The sequence below is a fragment of the Mesorhizobium sp. P170090 genome (genome assembly GCF_057786115.1).
This window is the reverse complement of sequence record NZ_JBYNWH010000001.1, coordinates 3,174,868-3,193,031: the sequence shown is the minus strand read 5'-3', so window position 1 is coordinate 3,193,031 and position 18,164 is coordinate 3,174,868. Positions and strand designations below refer to the sequence as shown.

28 protein-coding genes, 1 pseudogene and 1 riboswitch are annotated in these 18,164 nt (G+C 64.0%); of the genes and pseudogenes, 13 read left to right on the top strand and 16 right to left on the bottom strand.

The window, feature by feature from the left end; genetic code table 11:
* Window positions 1-30 precede the first annotated feature (30 nt).
* Window positions 31-798: a COG3904 family protein gene (locus tag AC3EML_RS15240; RefSeq protein WP_156933462.1), complete on the top strand. Its 768-nt coding sequence runs from the start codon at window positions 31-33 to the stop codon at window positions 796-798.
* Between the two features lie 57 nt (window positions 799-855).
* On the opposite strand, the gene AC3EML_RS15235 is transcribed toward AC3EML_RS15240, so the two are convergent.
* Window positions 856-1,740: an NmrA family NAD(P)-binding protein gene (locus tag AC3EML_RS15235; RefSeq protein ID WP_023730350.1), complete on the bottom strand. Its 885-nt coding sequence runs from the start codon at window positions 1,738-1,740 to the stop codon at window positions 856-858.
* Window positions 1,741-1,943: 203 nt separating this feature from the next.
* Between AC3EML_RS15235 and AC3EML_RS15230 the strand changes: the two genes are divergently transcribed.
* Window positions 1,944-2,252: a hypothetical protein gene (locus AC3EML_RS15230; RefSeq protein WP_023831082.1), complete on the top strand. Its 309-nt coding sequence runs from the start codon at window positions 1,944-1,946 to the stop codon at window positions 2,250-2,252.
* Between the two features lie 66 nt (window positions 2,253-2,318).
* On the opposite strand, the gene AC3EML_RS15225 is transcribed toward AC3EML_RS15230, so the two are convergent.
* The 3 genes from AC3EML_RS15225 to AC3EML_RS15215 form a co-directional block, all read right to left on the bottom strand.
* Window positions 2,319-2,918 (bottom strand): DUF6456 domain-containing protein, encoded by a 600-nt coding sequence (locus AC3EML_RS15225; protein ID WP_023831083.1) that lies wholly within the window; start codon window positions 2,916-2,918, stop codon window positions 2,319-2,321.
* A 326-nt stretch (window positions 2,919-3,244) separates the two neighbouring features.
* On the bottom strand, window positions 3,245-3,937 hold the full coding sequence (locus AC3EML_RS15220) for a GcrA cell cycle regulator (RefSeq protein WP_023689006.1): 693 nt from the start codon (window positions 3,935-3,937) through the stop codon (window positions 3,245-3,247).
* Between the two features lie 86 nt (window positions 3,938-4,023).
* Window positions 4,024-4,398, bottom strand: coding sequence for a hypothetical protein (locus AC3EML_RS15215; protein ID WP_023689007.1), 375 nt, complete (start codon window positions 4,396-4,398; stop codon window positions 4,024-4,026).
* Window positions 4,399-4,478: 80 nt separating this feature from the next.
* Here AC3EML_RS15215 and AC3EML_RS15210 point away from each other — a divergent pair, with 80 nt between their 5' ends.
* Window positions 4,479-5,141: a LexA family transcriptional regulator gene (locus AC3EML_RS15210; protein WP_023727016.1), complete on the top strand. Its 663-nt coding sequence runs from the start codon at window positions 4,479-4,481 to the stop codon at window positions 5,139-5,141.
* A 172-nt stretch (window positions 5,142-5,313) separates the two neighbouring features.
* Here AC3EML_RS15210 and AC3EML_RS15205 read toward each other — a convergent pair whose 3' ends face one another.
* The 4 genes from AC3EML_RS15205 to AC3EML_RS15190 all read right to left on the bottom strand — a co-directional run bounded on the left by AC3EML_RS15205 (window position 5,314) and on the right by AC3EML_RS15190 (window position 8,803).
* Window positions 5,314-6,321 (bottom strand): ABC transporter substrate-binding protein, encoded by a 1,008-nt coding sequence (locus AC3EML_RS15205; protein ID WP_023689009.1) that lies wholly within the window; start codon window positions 6,319-6,321, stop codon window positions 5,314-5,316.
* Window positions 6,318-7,100 (bottom strand): ABC transporter ATP-binding protein, encoded by a 783-nt coding sequence (locus AC3EML_RS15200; RefSeq protein ID WP_023689010.1) that lies wholly within the window; start codon window positions 7,098-7,100, stop codon window positions 6,318-6,320. Before AC3EML_RS15200 ends, AC3EML_RS15205 begins: the two co-directional genes overlap by 4 nt.
* On the bottom strand, window positions 7,097-7,939 hold the full coding sequence (locus AC3EML_RS15195; RefSeq protein WP_023689011.1) for an ABC transporter permease: 843 nt from the start codon (window positions 7,937-7,939) through the stop codon (window positions 7,097-7,099). Before AC3EML_RS15195 ends, AC3EML_RS15200 begins: the two co-directional genes overlap by 4 nt.
* A gap of 255 nt (window positions 7,940-8,194) precedes the next feature.
* Entirely contained in the window at window positions 8,195-8,803 is a 609-nt protein-coding gene (locus tag AC3EML_RS15190) for a YkoF family thiamine/hydroxymethylpyrimidine-binding protein (protein ID WP_352521043.1), read from the bottom strand.
* A riboswitch (TPP riboswitch) is annotated at window positions 8,794-8,906 on the bottom strand. It overlaps the preceding gene by 10 nt.
* A gap of 341 nt (window positions 8,907-9,247) precedes the next feature.
* Here AC3EML_RS15190 and AC3EML_RS15185 point away from each other — a divergent pair.
* A complete protein-coding gene (locus AC3EML_RS15185) occupies window positions 9,248-9,499 on the top strand; it encodes a hypothetical protein (RefSeq protein ID WP_023735464.1) in 252 nt (83 codons plus the stop codon).
* A gap of 158 nt (window positions 9,500-9,657) precedes the next feature.
* On the opposite strand, the gene AC3EML_RS15180 is transcribed toward AC3EML_RS15185, so the two are convergent.
* From AC3EML_RS15180 to AC3EML_RS15165, 4 genes are all read right to left on the bottom strand, one after another.
* Window positions 9,658-9,897, bottom strand: a complete 240-nt coding sequence (locus tag AC3EML_RS15180) for a DUF2934 domain-containing protein (protein WP_023684825.1) — start codon at window positions 9,895-9,897, stop codon at window positions 9,658-9,660.
* A gap of 92 nt (window positions 9,898-9,989) precedes the next feature.
* Complete coding sequence (locus AC3EML_RS15175) at window positions 9,990-10,205, bottom strand: hypothetical protein (protein ID WP_023670360.1); 216 nt, start codon at window positions 10,203-10,205, stop codon at window positions 9,990-9,992.
* A 98-nt stretch (window positions 10,206-10,303) separates the two neighbouring features.
* Window positions 10,304-10,633, bottom strand: a complete 330-nt coding sequence (locus AC3EML_RS15170; RefSeq protein ID WP_023670359.1) for a DUF1236 domain-containing protein — start codon at window positions 10,631-10,633, stop codon at window positions 10,304-10,306.
* 341 nt (window positions 10,634-10,974) lie between these two features.
* Window positions 10,975-11,277, bottom strand: a complete 303-nt coding sequence (locus AC3EML_RS15165; RefSeq protein ID WP_023684824.1) for a hypothetical protein — start codon at window positions 11,275-11,277, stop codon at window positions 10,975-10,977.
* Between the two features lie 160 nt (window positions 11,278-11,437).
* On the opposite strand from AC3EML_RS15165, the gene AC3EML_RS15160 reads away from it, so the two are divergent.
* Entirely contained in the window at window positions 11,438-11,767 is a 330-nt protein-coding gene (locus AC3EML_RS15160; RefSeq protein WP_023705173.1) for a hypothetical protein, read from the top strand.
* A 140-nt stretch (window positions 11,768-11,907) separates the two neighbouring features.
* The gene (locus AC3EML_RS15155; protein WP_023702926.1) at window positions 11,908-12,138 is read left to right on the top strand and encodes a hypothetical protein; all 231 of its coding nucleotides are present in this window, start codon (window positions 11,908-11,910) and stop codon (window positions 12,136-12,138) included.
* 20 nt (window positions 12,139-12,158) lie between these two features.
* Here AC3EML_RS15155 and AC3EML_RS15150 read toward each other — a convergent pair whose 3' ends face one another.
* From AC3EML_RS15150 to AC3EML_RS15140, 3 genes are all read right to left on the bottom strand, one after another.
* The gene (locus tag AC3EML_RS15150; protein ID WP_023693867.1) at window positions 12,159-12,380 is read right to left on the bottom strand and encodes a hypothetical protein; all 222 of its coding nucleotides are present in this window, start codon (window positions 12,378-12,380) and stop codon (window positions 12,159-12,161) included.
* Between the two features lie 266 nt (window positions 12,381-12,646).
* Window positions 12,647-13,054, bottom strand: a complete 408-nt coding sequence (locus AC3EML_RS15145) for a heme-copper oxidase family protein (protein ID WP_023684822.1) — start codon at window positions 13,052-13,054, stop codon at window positions 12,647-12,649.
* 154 nt (window positions 13,055-13,208) lie between these two features.
* On the bottom strand, window positions 13,209-13,445 hold the full coding sequence (locus tag AC3EML_RS15140; RefSeq protein ID WP_023670353.1) for a hypothetical protein: 237 nt from the start codon (window positions 13,443-13,445) through the stop codon (window positions 13,209-13,211).
* Between the two features lie 233 nt (window positions 13,446-13,678).
* Here AC3EML_RS15140 and dinB point away from each other — a divergent pair, with 233 nt between their 5' ends.
* On the top strand, window positions 13,679-14,920 hold the full coding sequence (gene dinB / locus AC3EML_RS15135) for a DNA polymerase IV (protein ID WP_023749883.1): 1,242 nt from the start codon (window positions 13,679-13,681) through the stop codon (window positions 14,918-14,920).
* Between the two features lie 26 nt (window positions 14,921-14,946).
* On the opposite strand, the gene AC3EML_RS15130 is transcribed toward dinB, so the two are convergent.
* Entirely contained in the window at window positions 14,947-15,909 is a 963-nt protein-coding gene (locus AC3EML_RS15130) for a LysR family transcriptional regulator (protein WP_352521044.1), read from the bottom strand.
* Window positions 15,910-16,020: 111 nt separating this feature from the next.
* Here AC3EML_RS15130 and AC3EML_RS15125 point away from each other — a divergent pair, with 111 nt between their 5' ends.
* From AC3EML_RS15125 to AC3EML_RS15100, 6 genes and pseudogenes are all read left to right on the top strand, one after another.
* Window positions 16,021-16,644, top strand: coding sequence for an SDR family oxidoreductase (locus AC3EML_RS15125; RefSeq protein ID WP_352521045.1), 624 nt, complete (start codon window positions 16,021-16,023; stop codon window positions 16,642-16,644).
* 11 nt (window positions 16,645-16,655) lie between these two features.
* On the top strand, window positions 16,656-16,931 hold the full coding sequence (locus AC3EML_RS15120) for a hypothetical protein (RefSeq protein WP_352521046.1): 276 nt from the start codon (window positions 16,656-16,658) through the stop codon (window positions 16,929-16,931).
* Between the two features lie 2 nt (window positions 16,932-16,933).
* Window positions 16,934-17,523, top strand: a pseudogene (locus AC3EML_RS15115) (DUF924 family protein).
* 199 nt (window positions 17,524-17,722) lie between these two features.
* Window positions 17,723-17,821: a hypothetical protein gene (locus AC3EML_RS15110; protein ID WP_023670351.1), complete on the top strand. Its 99-nt coding sequence runs from the start codon at window positions 17,723-17,725 to the stop codon at window positions 17,819-17,821.
* A gap of 59 nt (window positions 17,822-17,880) precedes the next feature.
* The gene (locus AC3EML_RS15105; RefSeq protein ID WP_023684816.1) at window positions 17,881-17,979 is read left to right on the top strand and encodes a hypothetical protein; all 99 of its coding nucleotides are present in this window, start codon (window positions 17,881-17,883) and stop codon (window positions 17,977-17,979) included.
* A 73-nt stretch (window positions 17,980-18,052) separates the two neighbouring features.
* Entirely contained in the window at window positions 18,053-18,145 is a 93-nt protein-coding gene (locus AC3EML_RS15100; protein WP_023689018.1) for a hypothetical protein, read from the top strand.
* The last annotated feature ends 19 nt before the right edge of the window (window positions 18,146-18,164 follow it).

Sequence of the window (18,164 nt, the reverse complement as noted above, 5' to 3'; positions counted from 1 at the left end):
ATGAAGACATTCGCATGGACGTTGGTTTTCGTGCTGCTGGCGATTGGCGGCGCGATCGCCCAAACGACGCCTGAGCCTGCCATACTGGCATATACACCGCCGATGCACTTCGTCGTTGTACGCAACAGCACGCCAGGATGCGAGCCGACATGCCCGGAATGGATTTCGGCGGAAGGTCACATCGTGGCCGGCACGCCAGCTTTGCTGAAGGCTTTGCTGAAAAAACTCGGCCCCCGCAAATTGCCTTTGGCGTTGAATTCCCCGGGCGGCGAGACCGATGCGGCGATGGCGCTTGGCCATATGATCCGCGCCAGCGGGCTCGACACGATGGTTGGCAAGACGGAGTTCTCCGAATGCGCGCCAGACACAAAAGCCTGCGGGCCGGGCGACCTCCGCTTCGGCGTCGCCAACCCCGTCGGCGCAGTCTGTTCGTCAGCTTGTACGATGGTTCTTGCGGGCGGCGTACGGCGCCTGGCAGACAGCCGCGCCTTTGTCGGCATTCACCGGATCATGCTGCCGACCGCCAAGAAAATCCACGGCAAGAAGACCATCGTCCTCGTTCCGATACCCAAATGGTATGAACGCAAGGTCGACAGCTATTTCACCGAGATGAAAGCAGGTTCGTGGATCGTATCGGCCATGCAAAAAATACCCGACGACAGCATACGATACCTCGTGACATACGAACTTTTGGACCTGAATCTGATAACCGAAACCGGTCACGGCGACACGCGCACCTCCATCGATATCTGCAAGACCACGCCGCCGGCGGGCAACTGCCGAACGGTCAGGCAATAGGAATAGCGGGCCACGTAGGTCGTCGAAGCGCCTGTTTCTCAACAGCAACCCTTCACTTTACGCGGCACCCTTCAACAGGTCTTCCGGCCGCCCCTCGACGAGCGCAGCAATATAGCTTTCCAGGCTGGTCGTGCCGCGCTCCGGGTTTTCCGGCTCCGCCGGCTTGTCCAGCGTGGCCCCGGTCATGCGGGTGTAGGACTCGGCCGCCGCTTTGGAGAAGCCGAGTTTTTCGTAGGTTTCTGTCCAGCGCTCGCGCGGCACCGTGACCACGCGCACGTTTTTGCGCAACGCCGCACTGAAGGCTGCGGCGACATCGGCGGCTGAGTAGCGCCGAGGGCCCTCGATATAGTGCGTGCCGGTCTTGTCCGTCGGCTCCAGCAGACGTCTCGCCGCGGCCTCGCCGAGATCCTGCGGCGCCACCATCGGCAGCTCGAAATCCGCCGGGAAGAAGGAGGTGATGACGCCGTCGCGCCGCGCCGTCTCCAAGGCCTGATCCCAGTTGCTCATGTAATAGGCGGCGCGGTTGATGCTTGCCGGAATGGCCTGGGCCTTCAGCTTCTGCTCGAGGCCGTAAAGGACGGTGAGATCGCCGACACCCTCGCCGGCCTGCGCGCCGTAGGTCGATTCCGCCACCAGCTTTTCGAGGCCGGAGCCCTCCAGCGCCGCCGCAATGGCGCCAACCGTCTTGCGCTCCTCGGCGTCGGTGTCGGTCGATGGATCGGCCGGCGGGTTGAGCAGAAACGCCCGCTTGCCGCGCCGCAAGACTTCACGCAGCGCCTCGACATCGAGCACATCGGCAACCGCGGCCTCCGCGCCCTGTTCAACCAACCATGCGGCCTTCGACTCGTCGCGCGTCACCACCGTGACATCCTCGCCCTGCCGCAACAGCGCCATTGCCGCCGCCGAGCCGACATGGCCGGTACCTCCAAGAATGACATGCATGGTCTCGTCCTTCCCTTGCTGATTCATGCCGGATTAATGGCTGGGGCGGCGAAGGGTTCAAAAATCGGGGGGCGATGCTGACAGGAGGTGACGCTGACTTTCCTCGCAATGCACGGCGCAGGGGTCGTTCGCATCTTGCAAAATTATGGAACGAGGTCGTGCCCAGCGAGTTATATTAGCGCAACCTTGAATAGGAGGCAGCTATGAGAAAGCTCCTGCTTGCTTCGGCTATCGCTATCACTGCGGCTGCGGCGATCATCGCCCCGGCGAATGCCGGCGGGCGCGTCGTGATCGGCATCGGCAACGGCTACTATGACGATGACTACAATGACAGCTATGGCGACTATTACGATCGCTACGCTCCTCGCCCCTACTACCAGTATGACGCCTACGACAACGGCTTCAGGTACCACAGGTATCACAGGCACCATCGCCATTGCCGTATAGAGTTGGTCAAGCATTGGCGCCATCATCACAGGATCGTCGAGGAAATTCGCGTTTGCGAACGGTGATCCGATAGGGTGAAACCGGTTCGGCCGGCATCTGCCGGCCGGCCGCTTCCTGCGCGGCTGCCGGCCTTATCGCGGCTTCCGCATCAGCATCATCCCGTAACCCACGGCCAAAAGGTCGAGCCCGACCTTCAACATCTTCACCACCACATCTCGTCCCTCGCCGGTGCGTTCGGCGAGCGCCTTCACCGACTGGCCTTCGAGGCAGATTTTGCGAACCACCTCCGCCACTTCCCAGTGGGCCATGGCGGCGATGGCATGGGTGTGGGCGCGGCCGGCGTTGAGCACGCGGTCGGGGATGCCGCCATTGATGCGGCCGCCGTCAATGCGCTCTTCCCACGGCATCGGCCGCAGCCCGTCACGCGAGGCGCGCTCAAAATCGTCGCGAAACCGTTGGCCGGCCTCGCGTTGCTGGCGCGTCAGTGAGGTGATGCCGACCAGCGGATCGACATTGCGCACCCGCACGATGCCGCCGGTCGCGGTGTAGCCGTCATTGGAGACCTCGTAGACGCGCCGCGCCTCTTCGGTGCCGACGCTCAACCGCTTGCGGCCGAAGCGATCGTCCTTCAGCGCGAAATCATGGCCGATCTCGCGGCGGATGCGCACCTGCTCGGCTTCGCCTGTGGGGAGTTTTGGTGGCTGCCGTTTCTGCGCGGTTTTTTTGCTCATCGGAGGATCCTTGTGGGATTGGGTTGTTGAGCCGGAAGGTTGGCGTTCCTTCGCGCCCCCCTCTGCCCTGCCGGGCATCTCCCCCACGAGGGGGAGATTGGCAGTTTCGGCGGCTGCGCCTCTGCAACGTTGGCAATTGGCGAAATCGGCGGCGATATCCGATCGCCCCCCTCGTGGGGGTTGAGGAGTGGTCCGCGAAGCGGACGGAAAGCCAATTGCTTGGCTTTCCGAGCGACGAACGTCCGGCAGGACAGAGGGGGGCGCTGTCCCGCCGGCTTTCGATCATTGGTGGGGTCGTCCGGAGGCGAGGAACGGAGCCCAGCCGCTCACACCACCTCCGCCACAGGTCGGTGGAAACGCGTCTGATGATATTCGCAGTAGCTTTTCAGCGCCCTTGTGCGCAGGCCGCAGCACAGCATCTCGAGCCCCGGCCGACTGCCGGGAGCATCGTTGTCGGGGTCTTCCTCCAGCGTCAGGTCGAGCGGCGCGCGGCAGCGGTCGAACAGGCAGTCGATGAAGCGCATGGCGGCGACATGCGGCTGACGCCCGAGCGAGGCAGGGCGCGGCGCCGGCACATTGAAGCGGTAGATTTCGCCGTCCACCACCAGCCGTCCTTCGCCCGGGATCGAGGGCGCCGGACGGGCTGGCAACAGAGGCCTGGCCGATGGCTGACGGCTCGGTTTGGCGGCCGGTTTGACCGGCGCGGCCTGCTTCGAAACTCCTACTTCCGTTACGGGCTTGCTTGGCTGCGCCGGCGGATTCCTCTTGGCGGTATTCTCGTTTGCCGCAGTCTTCCCCGTCGCATTCTTCCTCGGTCGGCCGCCGGACCTGCCGCCTCTGGGGTTGGCGAAGCCGATGGTCTTCAACGCGCTGTTGCGGTGGACGATGCCGATGATGGCATTGCGCGAGACCGGACTGCCGCGCAGCGCCGTGAAGCGGACGGCGATCCCTGTGGCCGACAGGCCATCCCTCAGCCAGACGGCGATCTCCTGCAATTCGGTGTCGGTATAGGCAGTCATGTCGGTATCCATTGATTGCGCGCGCAAAGGCCGAGCGCCGGCCCCGGGGGCCCACGGGAAAAAATCAGAGCGGATGGTCGGCGCGGTCAGCCGATACTGGCGGCCGGCAGCGAGCCGGCGAGATGCCGCAAGGCGGCTTCGGCGGCCGCTTTGGTGAGGGCGGAAACCGCCCTGCCCGTCAGCCGGTCGAACAGGATGACGGTGCCATCTTCCGTGCGGATGCAGGAAATACCCTGCCCGCCGGAGACAGCCCTTGGCGCACCGGCGGCGCCATGGGCTGAAGAGGTGGCCGGAGCCGGGAGAGGAGCGGCTCCGGCCGTTCCGGTCGATCGGGGGGACGACGGTTCGACCGGATCCGGGGCAGAAGCCCCGGTTTGCGTCCGGACCGGGGAGGAGGACAGCCCGGACGATGGGAGAAAGCTGAGGATGTCTGCGGAAACGCTTGCGATTTGTTCGATCATGCGCTAAGCGTACGATATGTACGAAACGTACGCAAGCGAAATCGTACATATTGGACGATAAATTTCAGGCAATTTGTACGATGCAGGAACCGAGGCACAGATTGCAGCAGGCGCGGGCGGAGGCGGGCTATGCCTCGCCGAGCGACGCTGCGCGGGCATTGCGCGACATCAACAAGAACACGCTGATCAGTCACGAGAACGGTAACCGGCCGCTGTCGCGCAAGGCGGCGGAGAAATACGGCCGCCTGTTCGGCGTCGATCCCGGCTGGCTCTTGTTCAACGGTGACGGCGGCAGCCTTGCGGGGGGCCATTTCGGCTTTGACGAGTCGGGCCGGCAGATTCCGATGCCGTCGCTGGCCACCGTCGATGTGCCCATCGTCTCGTGGATCAGCGCCGGCGAACTCGGCAGCCAGGATACGGTGGTCAATCTCAGCGACTATCCGACCATCCCCACCACCGATCTGGAGCAGGGCCAATGGATTGCGCTGCGCGTCGACGGCCCGTCGATGAACAAGATCTCGCCACCGGATTCGATCATCTTCGTCAACCTCAGGGACAAGCGGCTGGTGACCAATGGCTGCTATGTCATTTCGGACGAAAGCGGCCAGGCCACCTACAAGCGCTATCGCCCCAACGAGAACCCGCCCTTCCAGCCGGCCTCCTACATGGACATCCCGCCGCCGGCGCTCGAAGGCGCCATCACCATCATCGGCCGGGTGAAGCGCTCGATGATCGATATGTGAGGGAGAAGGCGGTGAGGCGCAATCTCCCCCCTCGAGGGGGAGATGGCCGGCAGGCCAGAGGGGGTCGCCGCGCGTAAGGCGCTGACGTCCTCTGTCCGCGATAGGAAGTCGCGTCAGGACGTACCGACCCCCTCTGTCGCCTTCGGCGACATCTCCCCCTCGAGGGGGGAGATTACGCTCCCAAAAACTCGTTCGTAAAATACCCCCCGAAATCCGGCTTCTCCTTCAGAGCCTTGCCATCGCCATCGAGCAATATGCCGGCCCTGAAGAGGTAGGTACCGATCGCCTCGATCTTGGCCCTGTCGATGGTGCCGATGACGCCGTCCTGGCTGCGCAAGAAATGCCCGTCGACGAGCATCTTCAGCGAAGCGTGGATCAGCGCCGGGTCGGTCAGCGCATCCTTGTTGGAAGCCATCAGCAGATCGCCGGCTTCCTGCGGGTGATCGCAGGCAAATTGGTAGCCGCGCCGCGTTGCCTCGACGAAGGCCGATGCGGCCTTCGGGTTTGCCTGGAGATAGGCATTGCTGGAGGCGATCAAGGTAGTGTGCTCGTCGGGCACGCCGTAGTCGGCGTAGCGGAAGCCGCGCTGCCTGACGCCTTTCAGCTCGGCAGCGACGCCTTCCCAGGTCGAGACCTCCAGCGTGAAGTCGACCGAGCCGTTGGCCAGCGCCTCATAGGCCGAGGTGCCTAATGTCACCGTCTCGAAAACGCCCTTGCCGCCATCGTGGCGGATGATGGTCGAGATCAGCGTGTTTTCCCAGGCGCTGCCGAAGCCGCCATAGGTCAGACCGTCGAGATTCCTGGGACTCTTGATCTCGCCGCGATCCGCGTTGAAGACCAACCGGCCGGTCTCCTGCTGGACCACGGCGTAGACCGCCTTGAGATCGGCGCCGGCAGCCCGCTGGGTGAACAGGCCGACGCCGGCAATGCCGAAATCGGCGATGCGGTTGGCGACCAGCGTGCCGCCGCCAGTATCGCCATAGGGCAGGATCTCAACATCGAGCCCGACCTCGTGGTAGAACCCTTTGTCGCGGGCAACGAACAGGCCGACATGGTTGGTGTTGACCGTCCAGTCGAGCGCGACGGTGATTTTTTGCGTAGCCGCATGAGCGCGAGAGGCAAGCGGCAGTCCGGCAGCCAGCGTCAGCAGCAAAGCCTGCCGGCGTGTGAATTCGGTCATGAAAAACTCCTTTGAGCGGTCTGCGGGAACGAGGGCCGGTCAGTCCCGGGATTGAGCAGCGTGTCGAGGATGTCGGCTTCGAGCGCGGCGGCCTGGCGCGCGGCATCGCTGCCGGTGGTGCGCGGGCGCGGCAGCGGCACGGCAATCTCGCCGATGATGCGGGCCGGCCGCGCCGACATCAGATAGATGCGATCGGAGAGGTAGACGGCTTCGCGCACGTCATGGGTGATCAGCAGCGCCGTCCAGCGTTGGCGCTGCCACATGCCTTCCAGCCAGCGCTGCATACCCGCGCGGGTCAGTGCATCCAGCGCGCCAAAGGGCTCGTCGAGCAGCAGCATGTCGCGCTGCTGCACCACGGTGCGCAAAAGGGCGGCGCGCTGGCGCATGCCGCCGGAAAGCTCGGCCGGCCAGGCGCGCTCGAAACCGGCAAGGCCGAACTCAGCGAACAACGGCGCGACGCGTTCGCGCGCCGCCTTGCGGCCAAGACCCTGCACTTCCAGCCCCAGCGTCACATTGTCGATGACGCGCCGCCACGGCATCAGCGCGTCGCGCTGCGGCATGAAGGCGAAGGGGCTGCCCTGCAATGGCGCGCCGTCGAAGCGCATGTCGCCCTCGCCTTTCAGCGCGCCGGTCAGCAACTGGAACAGCGTCGACTTGCCGGCGCCGGAAGGGCCGAGGATGGAGACGAACTCGCCGGCCGCGACATGAAGCGAAATGCCGGCGAGCACCTCAAGCGCGCCGAAGTTCTTCCTGATGTCCCGGAGTTCGAGCCGCGTCATTGACGGTTCTCTTCTGCAGCTTCAACCTTGCCGTCGCGGCTTTCGCTCCCTGCATTCTCCCAAGGCATGGCGAAGCGCTGGACGAGCACCGCAATGGCGAACAAGACAAGCGTGAGCGCGGCGCTGACGGCGACCGCGGCGAGCACCAGATCGGGCCGAAAGTTGTTCTTGGCATTGAGCATGTAGATGCCCAGCCCCTTCGCCGCCCCCGCATATTCGGCGAAGATCGCGCCGACGACGGCGTAGGTGATGGAGATGCGCAGCCCGGCGAAGAAATAGGGCAGCGCCGAAGGCAGGCGCGCCAGCCAGAAGATGCGCCAGCGCCCTGCCCCCATGGTGGCGAGCATCTGCGAAATCGCCTTGCTGGTCGCGGCAAAACCCTCGACCAGCGCCACCATCATCGGGAAGAAGGTAACGAGCGCCACAAGCAAGATTTTTGGCATCAGCCCGAAGCCGAACCACAGTACGATGAGCGGCGCAATCGCGACCAGCGGCAAGGTCTGGCTGACAATCAGCAGCGGAAACAGCGCGCGGCGCAGCGGGGCCAAGAAATCGACCAGCGCCGAAAGCACGAAGGCAGCGACCAACGAGCAGGCGAAGCCGGCTGATGTGGCGCGGATGGTGGGCAGCGTGTTGTCGGCAAGGGCAGCGCGATGCTCCCAGGCCTGCTGCAGCACGCGCGACGGCGCCGGCAGCATGGTGGGCGCAGCGCCACCATAGCGGGCGTAGAGCTCCCACGCCGCGAGGAGCAGGGCGGAGGCGCAGGCGGCGGGGATGGTCTTGGCGATGGCTGCGGCTAATCTCCCCCCTCGAGGGGGAGATGTCGCCGAAGGCGACAGAGGGGGTCGTCTCGCATAGAGCGCCCACGCCTTGCCGATGCGAAAAGGACGTCGGCGCTCCACGCGCTGGGACCCCCTCTGGCCTGCCGGCCATCTCCTGCTCGAGGGGGGAGATTCGTGGGCATCGCGGTCTTCGCCAATCGCCAATGGCTCCCCTCCTCTCTGTGCTGAGGGGTCAGAGGCATCTCCTCCACGCAATGGGTCAGATAAACCAGCCACGGCAATATCCTCAAGGAACGACGCTTGAGCCGCGGCTCAGACGGCGCTCGGGCTGTTCGCCGAGATCGTGATGTCGAGGGTGACGTGGCCGGCGCCGGGGCCGAAGCGGCAGAAGGCCTCGTTGAGCGTGGCAAACACCGCACCGGCATCGCCACGCAATTTGGTACAGAAGTTCTTTGAGCGCTCAAAGACGCCGGACTGTTTCAGGAAATCGATGCAGCCGTAGATCTCGTCCATATGGTCGCCCGTGCCCATAACGTAGAGCGAGAACTGCGCCGCCACCGGCTGGCCGGTCGACGGCGTGGCCTGGACAGCGCGGATCCCGGCGATCTTGCGCTCGTCCAGCGGAATGGCGGGGCCGCCGGTCTCGTCGGAGCGGCAGATCGGATCGTCGGGCTCGCCCGGACAGCCGCGCGAGACCGCCGCCGAAAGCACGCAGTGCTTGCCGCTTTTGGCCGCCGCGACGAACAGGTCGCGCATGGCGGGAAACAGCACCTCGGGCGGCCCGACCATAAGGGTCGAGATGTCATCGGTTTCGATCCGCAGCCGGTCGCGCCAGGGATCGAGCGCGCCGAGCGCGCCGAGGATGACGCCGACGAAATCGTCGGTCATGGGATAAAGGGAAATCTGTGCGCCTGAAAACATCGCCCGCCTCGCTCCGCTGGTATTATCCAGATCAGCTTTAGGGTCCGAAGGCTTGCCGCCCTCATCTCAGCCCCGACGATACGGAGCACCCCTGTGGATGGGCGGGTTAAAGCACCGTTCGCGGCATTGGGGAAGCCGTTTGTTGAGGCACTGCGGGAAAGTGTTTTGGGCCAGACGTGCCGGGCGCCCGGGCGTTAACAGACGACTCGTCAGTTCGTTGCGTTATCGTCCCAACTGTACGAAATTGGCTTGACGCTCATTCGTACATAAAGTACGATATCTCTTTTCGCAGAGAGGAATGTCCTTGAGCACAGCGAACCATGTTGCCTTCGCCGATCTCTCTCGTCTTTGCGGTCATCTCCGTCGTTGCCGCCGCCTTTATTGCCGCCCCCTTTGTTGCCCTTGTCATTCGATCAGTGCGAACGCCTCGCCGGGGCCTGGCGAATGGCCAGCCAAGACATCGCCGACGACATCCGCTTCATCCGCCAATATCTGAAAGTCGTTGCCGAGAAGGACGAGAGGCTGTCGACCGGCACCCTTGTTCACAGCCGCGCCTATGTAGAGGCCTGCGCCGGCTGGCTGCCACAGACCGTGACGCGCTATCTGCGCCACCTGCGCCAGATCACCGAATGCGAACTGACCATGACAGCTGCCGGCATTCGCTTTGCGCTGTCGAGTTATGCCTGGGAGGCATGAGGGCGCCTGTCGCCAAACACAAGGAATTGCGCTGCCCGTCGCAGGCGCAATTCGTCAGGTTGAGAGGCTCGGGCGCGCCTGAACGGCGGGCGCCAAGGATGGCCCGGCCAGCGAATTCCGGCCTTGCTTTATTTCGACTGACTTATTTCGACTTGGCCTTATTTCGATTTGGCTTTGCCGGACTTTGCGGCGGCAGGCTTCGCTGCCTTTGGCTTGGCGGCTGCCTTGGCGGGCTTGGCGTCAGCTTTCTTCGCCGCCTTTTTGGGCTTGGCGACCGCGCCATCGACTTCAGCCGTGGCCTGCTCCCAGTGTTCCTGATGCGCGCCTTCAGGCCGGCCGGCCTTTTCCCAGATCTCGTGCGCGCGCTGGCGAATGCGGTCCTGTTTGTCGTCCGTCACTTAAGCCTCCGTGGTTGGGTCCGGTCGGTTGGTCCAGATTCCACGAAAACATTAGCCGAAAATTCGACCGGCGTCTTGAGTGACGAGACATCTCAGCGCGGGTCGGAAATCACCGCAACGCCGAGCAGCGCCGCTTTCTTGACGATCAGCCCGGCGAGGTCGGCATCCGAACGATCGGTGCCGGTGCGCTCCCGCAGGAGCGCGATCGCTTCCTTCATCGATAACAGCGCCGTGTTGCGCTCGGCCAGCAACTTGTCGCAACACGCCGCAACATTGGCGGAGTTCGGGGTCTCGACATGCGGCAACATGGCAATTCTCCTTTCATCATGTTCATCATTCGGCCCTGCCGCCCTTTTAGGAAGAACGACAGGGCCGTATCACCGATGAAGGGTTAGGTTGTCGAGCGTTACTCGACCACCTCGACAATCCTGCGCGTGCTGGGGTCGACCAACACGGTATGGTTGTCGACGACGGCGTATCTGTACTGAACGTCGGGAACCTCCTGCAGCTCGACAGTATCAGGCAAGGCAGTGCCGACATTCAATTCGACGCCGAGCAGATTGACCGAGGCAAGCGGATGTTTCTTTACGTACTGGTGCACGACCGTGCGCTGTTCCGGGGTGATGATCACCTGCTGCTGTGCCGGCTGCGTGACGATGACCTCGTCGGCGGCGGCAATGCCGATACCAGCGATCATGGCGAGCCCGGCGACGGCGGGAATAAGGATGGTTTTCATCTTCGTCTCCTGTCGTTGTTGGCGAGCTCCGCCGTGTTCCCGCATGAGGCGAAAACAGCGCAGATCGAGGTGGCGGGCTCCTGGAGGCAAACGCAGCCGGTACGGTCTTGTTCCGCAAGCGGAGACTAAATTGATCGGCTTCCCGGTCATGCCAGCAGAACCCGCACCCGCAAGATTCGCATTGAAGCACAATCCCTCAGGAGACCTTCGACATGGATGATGCACGGCTCCAATTCCGGTGGCGATCGCGGCCGGCGCCGGCATTGATCCGGTGACCTCGTCGCCCGGCCAAGACGGGAACCGACCGCCTTCGTGCCACGCCGTGAAGTTTCAAGCAAAGGTCATTGCTTCGGCGGCTGCGCAGGCACCTCGCCAGGCTTGATCACCGGCGTCTTGCCCTGATCCGGCGGCGGCTGCGTCATACCCTGGTCACCACTGGGCGGCGGCTGCAGCACGCCGCCGCAGGGACCGAGCGTGCTGGTCGATTCGCCGCCGCCATTGGCGACCGGCGGCTTCTGACCATCGTCCTGAGGCTGCGCCTGGCAAGGCGCGGCAGGGCCGTGCTGGTCGCCATTGTCCTGCGCAGCCGCCGGGTCGGCCAGCGCCAAGAGCAGCACGCATGGGATGAGGGGGAAAGTCTTCATGGTCCAGCTCCTCTGGATTCATCTCCTTGGCAAAGCAGACTAGTCCTTGGCAAAGCAGACTGGCGGCAATTGGTTCCACGGAGATGGAGTGGTTGCCGGAACCTGACAGCCGGAAGTGAGTTCCACCTTCTCGACGCAAAGCCGCCCGGAGGAGGCAATCATGGAAGAACGAAACAGAAAACCCAATGACGAGGTCGAGGCGCCACCGAGCAAAAACGATGCCCGCGACAGGATCGCCAATGACGAGGTGGAAGCGCCGACGCCGCGCCGGCAGGATTGGGATGCGCTGCGTGGCGCAACGGTCCTGCCCGACGGAGCAGATGAGGAAAGCCTGCCGGACACCACCGGTGTCGAGAAGGAAGGCGAATTGCCCGAGGAGGATGACGACAACCCCTACCAGGACAGTGACGATGCCTTGCCCGACGACGCCGAGGAAGCCGCCATTGGTCACGATCTGGCGAGGCGCGGCGGCCCGTTCGACGACGTGTAAGGCAGCGACCGCGGACTTTCGAGAGGTTTCCCGGGACGTCCACGCCGTCACCAGTTGGACCAAGGATGAGCTGAAGGCGATGCCGGAGCATCGCGATATTTCGAAGAATCCGGCTGGCCGGATCCTTCGTTTAAGGCGCCTTGGCGGTTTGGCTTAGCCCTTGTGGTCAAGGGCTGGACGGCGACAATCTCGGCACCTTCGACAGCCGAGAAGCAGCCGAGAAGCACGAACGCGAAGCCCAATATTTCAAGCGCCGTCGAGGCCGCTCGCCTGAAATCTTCAAAGTGCGCAAGAAATCCCCGCCGCGGGCGGTGCAGACACGCTCCGGCATCGCGGCGCTGCGAACCGGGCCATCGACCGCCGGCACTTGAGTGCCGACGGGCTCTGACCTTCAATTCGACCCGGGATCGCCGAGCGCCTCGGTGACGAAGGACGCCGCGATCAGGTCGTCGGCGTCGAGGCGTAGGGAGCCTTCGACACCTCCCATGATGGCTGCGACCTTCTGGAAGGTCTGCATCTCGTGTTCAGTAACGCTGGCGTCTCGCATCCTGGCTTTCAGATCGGCGATGCGTCGGCCCAGTGAGGCCGACGTTCCGATTTCTCTTTTCGACATGGTGGCCTGCTCCTCCCCCAACCCATGCTGTGGACGTACTCAAGTCTGCCTATATATAAGGCAGCGCGAATACAGTCGCCGCAACGCGCGATATCTGGGAAGGTTCCGGCGCCAAATAGTCACGAAATAATACGTGGTGGGACTCGGGTATGTTAAGCGCCGACGCGGCGATAGACACCGCAGCCAGCGGCTGCGGCCATCGGCCTGGCCAACCCGTGTCGCGGGTCGCGAATGCGGGTCGGACTTTGATCGCCGCGCGCGAACAGTCAGCGAGAGGCCGGCACCACGCCGGACACCGAGCGCGCCGTTTCGGGCGAAAACACCACGAAAGCAAAAACCAGAACGGCAGCGGCGACGATGAGCGAGCCGCCGGCGACGATCGGTTCAAGCGCCGGGTTTCCCTGCAGCATCACATACAGCGCCGGCAGCATGATCACCAGGCCGAGTGTGTAGAGCCCGTAGTGGATCATGGCGATGCGACGCGCCGCCTTTTGCGGATTGAGCGCGTAGTAGCCGCCGAAGATGGCGCTCGTCACCCAACCGAGCAGATTGATATGCGCGTGCGCCGGAAAAGCGGCGTGGTCACCCGAGATCGCCATCTGCAGGCCGGCCGCAATCCCCAACATCAGGAACAAGATGGCAGTTTTGAAAAAGAGTTCTGAAACCCTCGGCATGTCATTTCTCCCCCTATGCGGTCTGCGACCGCTTGCGACCTGGAGAATACACCCACGCGCAGAACTTTTCCACGCCCCGGTTATGGGGCCATGCCTGCACAGCTTTTTGCACGCTGTTCGACTTTTCTGGCTGCCACAACCCGGCGCCGCCGCGCTACGGCGTCAGCAAGATGTCGGCGCCCGCTCGCTCGTCGAACACCACCGCGCAGCCGCGCCCCAGCGCCACTGCCGACAGCGCGTTGGCCACCGTCTCGTCCGGCGATACGAAATCACCGGTCAGCACTCGCAACTCCTCCACCGCCCTGGCCATTGACACGCAGTGCCCGGCAACGCGATCGCTCGTGCAGGCGTCAATGACGCTGACGAGGTCGATCATCTCGAACTGGCCCATACCGGCCTCCACAAAAACAGCGTCCCGTCGCGGATATGAACGCCGAGGCGAGAGACAATGTTCCGCAGGTCCGATGCCCAGGCGGAGCACTCGACAGCCCGACCTGGAACGGGCCGGCCGGCGACAACCGCTTCGCTTGACAATAGGCCCTGTTTGTTCTCTATTTGTTCGGCAAAAACGCCTCTCACAACAGACGCGGCTAATGCTGCAACGCCGCAAAGGGAACGGTCGGGATGGAGCCCACCATCCTGCATGCGGATCTCGACGCCTTCTACGCCTCGGTCGAGCAGTTGCTCGACCCGGCGCTCAGGGGCAAGCCGATCGCCGTCGGCGGCGGCGTCGTGCTTGCCGCCTCCTACGAAGCCAGGGTTTTCGGCGTGCGCGGCGGCATGCCCGGACGAAGTGCGCGCGAGCTTTGCCCCGGACTGATTTTCGTCGGCGGCCATTTCGCCGACTATCAGCGGCTGGGCGACGCCGCCATCAAGGTGCTCGACGATTTCACGCCGCTGGTCGAGCGGATTTCCATCGATGAAGCCTTTGCCGACGTCGCCGGCTGCACGCATCTGTTCGGGCCGCCGGCCGAGATCGCCGCCACGGTGCGTCGGCGCGTCCGGGCAGAGCTCGGCCTGCCGATCTCGATCGGCGTGGCGCGCACCAAGCATCTGGCCAAGATCGCCTCGCAGGTGGCCAAGCCCGACGGGCTGGTGGTGGTCGATCCGGACACCGAACTTGCCTTCCTGCATGATCTGCCGGTCGGGCTGATGTGGGGCGTCGGCCCGGCGACCAGAGCGCGGCTGGCCGAGATCGGCATCGAGACCATCGGCCAGTTGGCAAAAACGCATAGCGGGGCGCTGCGAAGGTTGCTCGGGCCCGCCGCCGGCGAAAAGCTGGCGTCGCTGGCATGGAACCGCGACCCGCGAAAGCTCGAAACCCACAGGCCGTCGCATTCCGCCGGCGCGCAGTCGGCGCTTGGCAGACGGCCGGCCGAGGCGCGTATCTTCGGACCCGTCCTGCTGCATCTGGCAGACCGGGTCGCCAGCCGGCTCAGGGCGAAATCACGGCCCGGGCGCACGGTGACGGTGCGCGTGCGTTTCGCCGATCTGCACGCTGTCACACGCTCGCTGACGCTCGATCAGCCGATTTCGGCAACCGCGATGCTGGCCGAAATCGCCGGGGAGCTGGTGCGCGGCGTGCTGGCCGCCAACCCTCGGGAGAAGACCATCTCGCTGCTGGCGATCTCGGTGTCGCAGCTAGAAGAAAGTGCCGAGCTGCAGCTGGAGCTGCCGCTCGGGCTTGCCGATGAAAAGCAGCGGCCCGGCAGCAGGCAAGGCCTGGCGCGCTTTGGCGCCGACCGCGCCATCGACAAGATCCGCCAGCGCTTTGGCAGAGAGGCTGTCGGCTATGGCGCCGTGGCGCTGGAAGCCCGGCGCTCGGTTCCCGATGCCTTCCGCGAACTGGCGGAGAAGGAACTGTGAGTGCGGCGCGACGGCAAGGCCAATGTTTAGGCTGGGCCAGTCCGCGCTGCATTGCCGCTCTGTTTGAGCAGGCCGACCAACCAGGCCAGACCCGCATCCATCAGCGCAACCTTCGGCACGATGCTGTTGATGTTGAAGTGGCCGAGCCGGATGGGCGCATCGACGCCGACGACACCGAAACGGCCGCCATACATGGCGAGGAACCGGCGCGGATAGGCCGATATCAGATCAGTCTGCGCAAGCACGGCCAGTCCGAACATGAAGTTGGGGACAGTCAGCGCGACGCGACGCGACAGGCCGCGTTCAGCCAGCACCCTGTCGACAAACCCGTTCGGATCGCCATTGCTCGAGACGACCATATGCTGCACGCTGCAATAGGCGTCGAGGCACGGATCGCCGGCGAAGCGGTGGCCGGCGCGCATGGCGACAACGAAATCCTCCTCATAGAGCTTGTCGACGGTGAAGCGTGCCGGCAGGCCGTCGAACGGAATCACCGCGACATCCATGGCGCGCGCTTCGAGTTCGGCGACACAGTCGCTCCAGGCAGTAGTGGGCGACGGTTCACCTTGGCGTGGCAGCAGTTGCCGGATGCCGATGTCGATGCCGGGGGCCAAAAGGCGGATCTGGTCGAGCAGCGGCGGCAGGAGCACGGACGACACCGCATCCGGCGCACCGATGGTGAAGCGGCGCGTCGAGCGGGCCGGATCGAACGGCTCGGCGCTGGCGATCACCCGGCGCACCCGCGCCAGGATCTCGGCCACCGGTTCGGCAAGCTCCGTTGCCCGGTCGGTGGGCACGACGCCGCGCGGCGTCTTCAGGAACAGCGGATCGCCAAGCAGCTTGCGCAGCCGGCCAAGGCCATGGCTGACCGCCGAGGCCGACAGGTTTAGCCGCTCCGCCGAGCGACCGACATGCCGCTCCTCCATGATGGCCTGGAACAAGACCAGCAAATTGAGATCGGCGCGCGCCAGGTCAATTTTGTTCAGCATATTCCTGAAATCATATCACTGGATTCAGCAGAGTAAAGTTGCGAATGCCTTCTTCGACGCGAAGACGGTGGTGCCGGTTTCGTCGGCACTCATTCAGAGAGGAGCAAATCCATGCCAAACTTTCCCAATTCGGTTCTGGTCACCGGCGCCTCCGGCGCCCAAGGGTCGGCCATTGTCAGCGCTTGCCGCGCCGCCGGCGCCACGGTGCGTGTCCTGTTACGCAAGGGCTCGCCCGATCCGTTCGGCGATGGGGTCAACATCGTGCGCGGTGATCTCGCCGACCCCGGCCGACTGGCCCTCGCCTGCCTCGGCGTTGATGCGGTGGCGCTGACCTTGCCGGTCGGTGCAAGCCCTGAAGAGATCCTGCGCTACGGCCGCAACATTGCGGATGCGGCGCAGCAAGGCGGCGTCAAGCTTCTGGTGTTCAACACCAGCGGCCATGTGTCGGGCCATTCCGGCACGGCGGTGATGGACGCCAAGGCCGAACTCATCGACTACATCAAGACGTTCGGCCCGCCATCTATCGTCCTCAAGCCGACGCTGGCCATGAGCAATATCGCGGCGCCCTGGAGCGCGCCGGCGATCATGCATCAGGGCGTCCTCGCCTATCCGCTGCCGGCCAACTTCCAGACCTCCTGGATCTCCTGGCAGGATATGGCGGCCTACGTGTCGAAGCGCTGCGGCATCCGGAGCTTGCCGGTGCCAGCTTCGACATTGGCGGGCCGCAGGCGCTGACCGGACCGGAGATGGCCGTCATCCTGTCAGGCATTGTCGGCCGCGAAGTCAGCTATTATCCGGTGCCGCTGGCGGACTTCGCCGCCGCGCTCGAAACCGTGCTCGGCAAGGACGCCGCCGAACAGACTGCCGCCAGCTATGCCTGGATCCACAACCAGAAGCAGACCGTGCTTGCCGTCGATTTCGGCCAGACGACCCGTCTGCTGCCGGTGAAGCCGACCTCATTCGCCGATTGGGCAAGAGCGCTGGACTGGGCGGCACTGGCCGGCGATGCGAAGGCGGCCTGACAATGGACGCCATCGCAACCGTCGAACCGGGCGGCCTCGCCGCCCGGAAGAATGTGCCGGATGCCGCTGCCGCCGTGGTCGGCTTCTGGTGGCAGGCAGGACCTGCCGCGTGGTTCGCCAAGGATGCGGCCTTCGACCGCGAGTTTCGCGATCGCTTCCTGCGGCTGCATGAGGCCGCAGCGCGCGGCGACTGCGATGGCTGGATGGCGACGCCCTACGGGGCTCTGGCGCTGCTCCTGCTGCTCGACCAGTTCCCGCGCAACGCCTTTCGCGACACGCCGCGCATGTATGCCAGCGACGCGAAGGCCCGCGCGATCGCTACTGAGGCGATCGATGCCGGGTTCCAGCGGATGGTCGATCCCTCGCTGCGGCTGTTTTCGGGCTGCCCTTCGCGCATTCCGAAGCGATTGCCGACCAGGACCGCTCGGTGGCGCTGTCGCGCGACATCGGCCCGTCCGACCTGAAGCGGGCCGAACATCACCGCGACATCATCCGCCGTTTCGGACGTTTTCCGCACCGCAACCCGATCCTCGGTCGCGCCATGCACGCCCAAGAACAACGCTTTCTCGATGAAGGTGGATTTGCGGGTTAGAGCATGATTCCAAAAAGCGGGTCCGGTTTTTGGAAAAGATCATGCTCCAACAAAGGGTTAGATCATGATGAGATTGCAACCAAATCTCATCATGATCTAGTGCATCGGGACCGAGAAAACCCGGGGCGGGACGACGGCGCCGCGAAGGTTGACAGTGCCGATCCGTCTGGCATTATCGCGTAAGCTTGGAGGATTTACTATGAAGAAAACCTATTCGAAGCCTGTTCTGGTCAAAAAAGGCAAGCTTTCGCAGGTTACGGCGCTCGCCAATGGAGCGGGTTCCGGCCCGATCGAGTGAAGTCGTTGAGTCGGACTGTCGCCTGATCTGGCGGCCTCGCCTGACACTGGAGATGCGGCATGAAGAAGACCTATTCGAAGCCGGTGCTGGTCAAGAAGGGCAAGCTCTCGCAGGTTACAGCCGACAATGGTAACGGCTCCGGGCCGGTCGCCGTCTAGCAGCCGATTATCCGACGCCTCGTGCCGTCTGGCCGGGAACAGGGCTTTGGGTGCCCGACGTGGAGAGTGGAAAATGAGGAAGACCTATTCCAAGCCAGTGCTGGTAAAAAAGGGCAAGCTCTCGCAGATCACCGCGAACGGCGCTTCTGCTCCTATTCCGGGCTAAACTCGTTCCCCGGTAGATC

Coding starts and splice junctions, on each gene's coding strand:
- AC3EML_RS15235 (WP_023730350.1), bottom strand. CDS start 1,740: ATGCATGTCATTCTTGGAGGTACCGGCCATGTCGGCTCGGCGGCGGCA.
- AC3EML_RS15230 (WP_023831082.1), top strand. CDS start 1,944: ATGAGAAAGCTCCTGCTTGCTTCGGCTATCGCTATCACTGCGGCTGCG.
- AC3EML_RS15225 (WP_023831083.1), bottom strand. CDS start 2,918: ATGAGCAAAAAAACCGCGCAGAAACGGCAGCCACCAAAACTCCCCACA.
- AC3EML_RS15220 (WP_023689006.1), bottom strand. CDS start 3,937: ATGACTGCCTATACCGACACCGAATTGCAGGAGATCGCCGTCTGGCTG.
- AC3EML_RS15215 (WP_023689007.1), bottom strand. CDS start 4,398: ATGATCGAACAAATCGCAAGCGTTTCCGCAGACATCCTCAGCTTTCTC.
- AC3EML_RS15210 (WP_023727016.1), top strand. CDS start 4,479: ATGCAGGAACCGAGGCACAGATTGCAGCAGGCGCGGGCGGAGGCGGGC.
- AC3EML_RS15205 (WP_023689009.1), bottom strand. CDS start 6,321: ATGACCGAATTCACACGCCGGCAGGCTTTGCTGCTGACGCTGGCTGCC.
- AC3EML_RS15200 (WP_023689010.1), bottom strand. CDS start 7,100: ATGACGCGGCTCGAACTCCGGGACATCAGGAAGAACTTCGGCGCGCTT.
- AC3EML_RS15190 (WP_352521043.1), bottom strand. CDS start 8,803: ATGTTTTCAGGCGCACAGATTTCCCTTTATCCCATGACCGACGATTTC.
- AC3EML_RS15185 (WP_023735464.1), top strand. CDS start 9,248: ATGGCCAGCCAAGACATCGCCGACGACATCCGCTTCATCCGCCAATAT.
- AC3EML_RS15175 (WP_023670360.1), bottom strand. CDS start 10,205: ATGTTGCCGCATGTCGAGACCCCGAACTCCGCCAATGTTGCGGCGTGT.
- AC3EML_RS15170 (WP_023670359.1), bottom strand. CDS start 10,633: ATGAAAACCATCCTTATTCCCGCCGTCGCCGGGCTCGCCATGATCGCT.
- AC3EML_RS15165 (WP_023684824.1), bottom strand. CDS start 11,277: ATGAAGACTTTCCCCCTCATCCCATGCGTGCTGCTCTTGGCGCTGGCC.
- AC3EML_RS15160 (WP_023705173.1), top strand. CDS start 11,438: ATGGAAGAACGAAACAGAAAACCCAATGACGAGGTCGAGGCGCCACCG.
- AC3EML_RS15150 (WP_023693867.1), bottom strand. CDS start 12,380: ATGTCGAAAAGAGAAATCGGAACGTCGGCCTCACTGGGCCGACGCATC.
- AC3EML_RS15145 (WP_023684822.1), bottom strand. CDS start 13,054: ATGCCGAGGGTTTCAGAACTCTTTTTCAAAACTGCCATCTTGTTCCTG.
- AC3EML_RS15140 (WP_023670353.1), bottom strand. CDS start 13,445: ATGGGCCAGTTCGAGATGATCGACCTCGTCAGCGTCATTGACGCCTGC.
- dinB (WP_023749883.1), top strand. CDS start 13,679: ATGGAGCCCACCATCCTGCATGCGGATCTCGACGCCTTCTACGCCTCG.
- AC3EML_RS15130 (WP_352521044.1), bottom strand. CDS start 15,909: ATGCTGAACAAAATTGACCTGGCGCGCGCCGATCTCAATTTGCTGGTC.
- AC3EML_RS15125 (WP_352521045.1), top strand. CDS start 16,021: ATGCCAAACTTTCCCAATTCGGTTCTGGTCACCGGCGCCTCCGGCGCC.
- AC3EML_RS15120 (WP_352521046.1), top strand. CDS start 16,656: ATGGCCGTCATCCTGTCAGGCATTGTCGGCCGCGAAGTCAGCTATTAT.
- AC3EML_RS15110 (WP_023670351.1), top strand. CDS start 17,723: ATGAAGAAAACCTATTCGAAGCCTGTTCTGGTCAAAAAAGGCAAGCTT.
- AC3EML_RS15105 (WP_023684816.1), top strand. CDS start 17,881: ATGAAGAAGACCTATTCGAAGCCGGTGCTGGTCAAGAAGGGCAAGCTC.
- AC3EML_RS15100 (WP_023689018.1), top strand. CDS start 18,053: ATGAGGAAGACCTATTCCAAGCCAGTGCTGGTAAAAAAGGGCAAGCTC.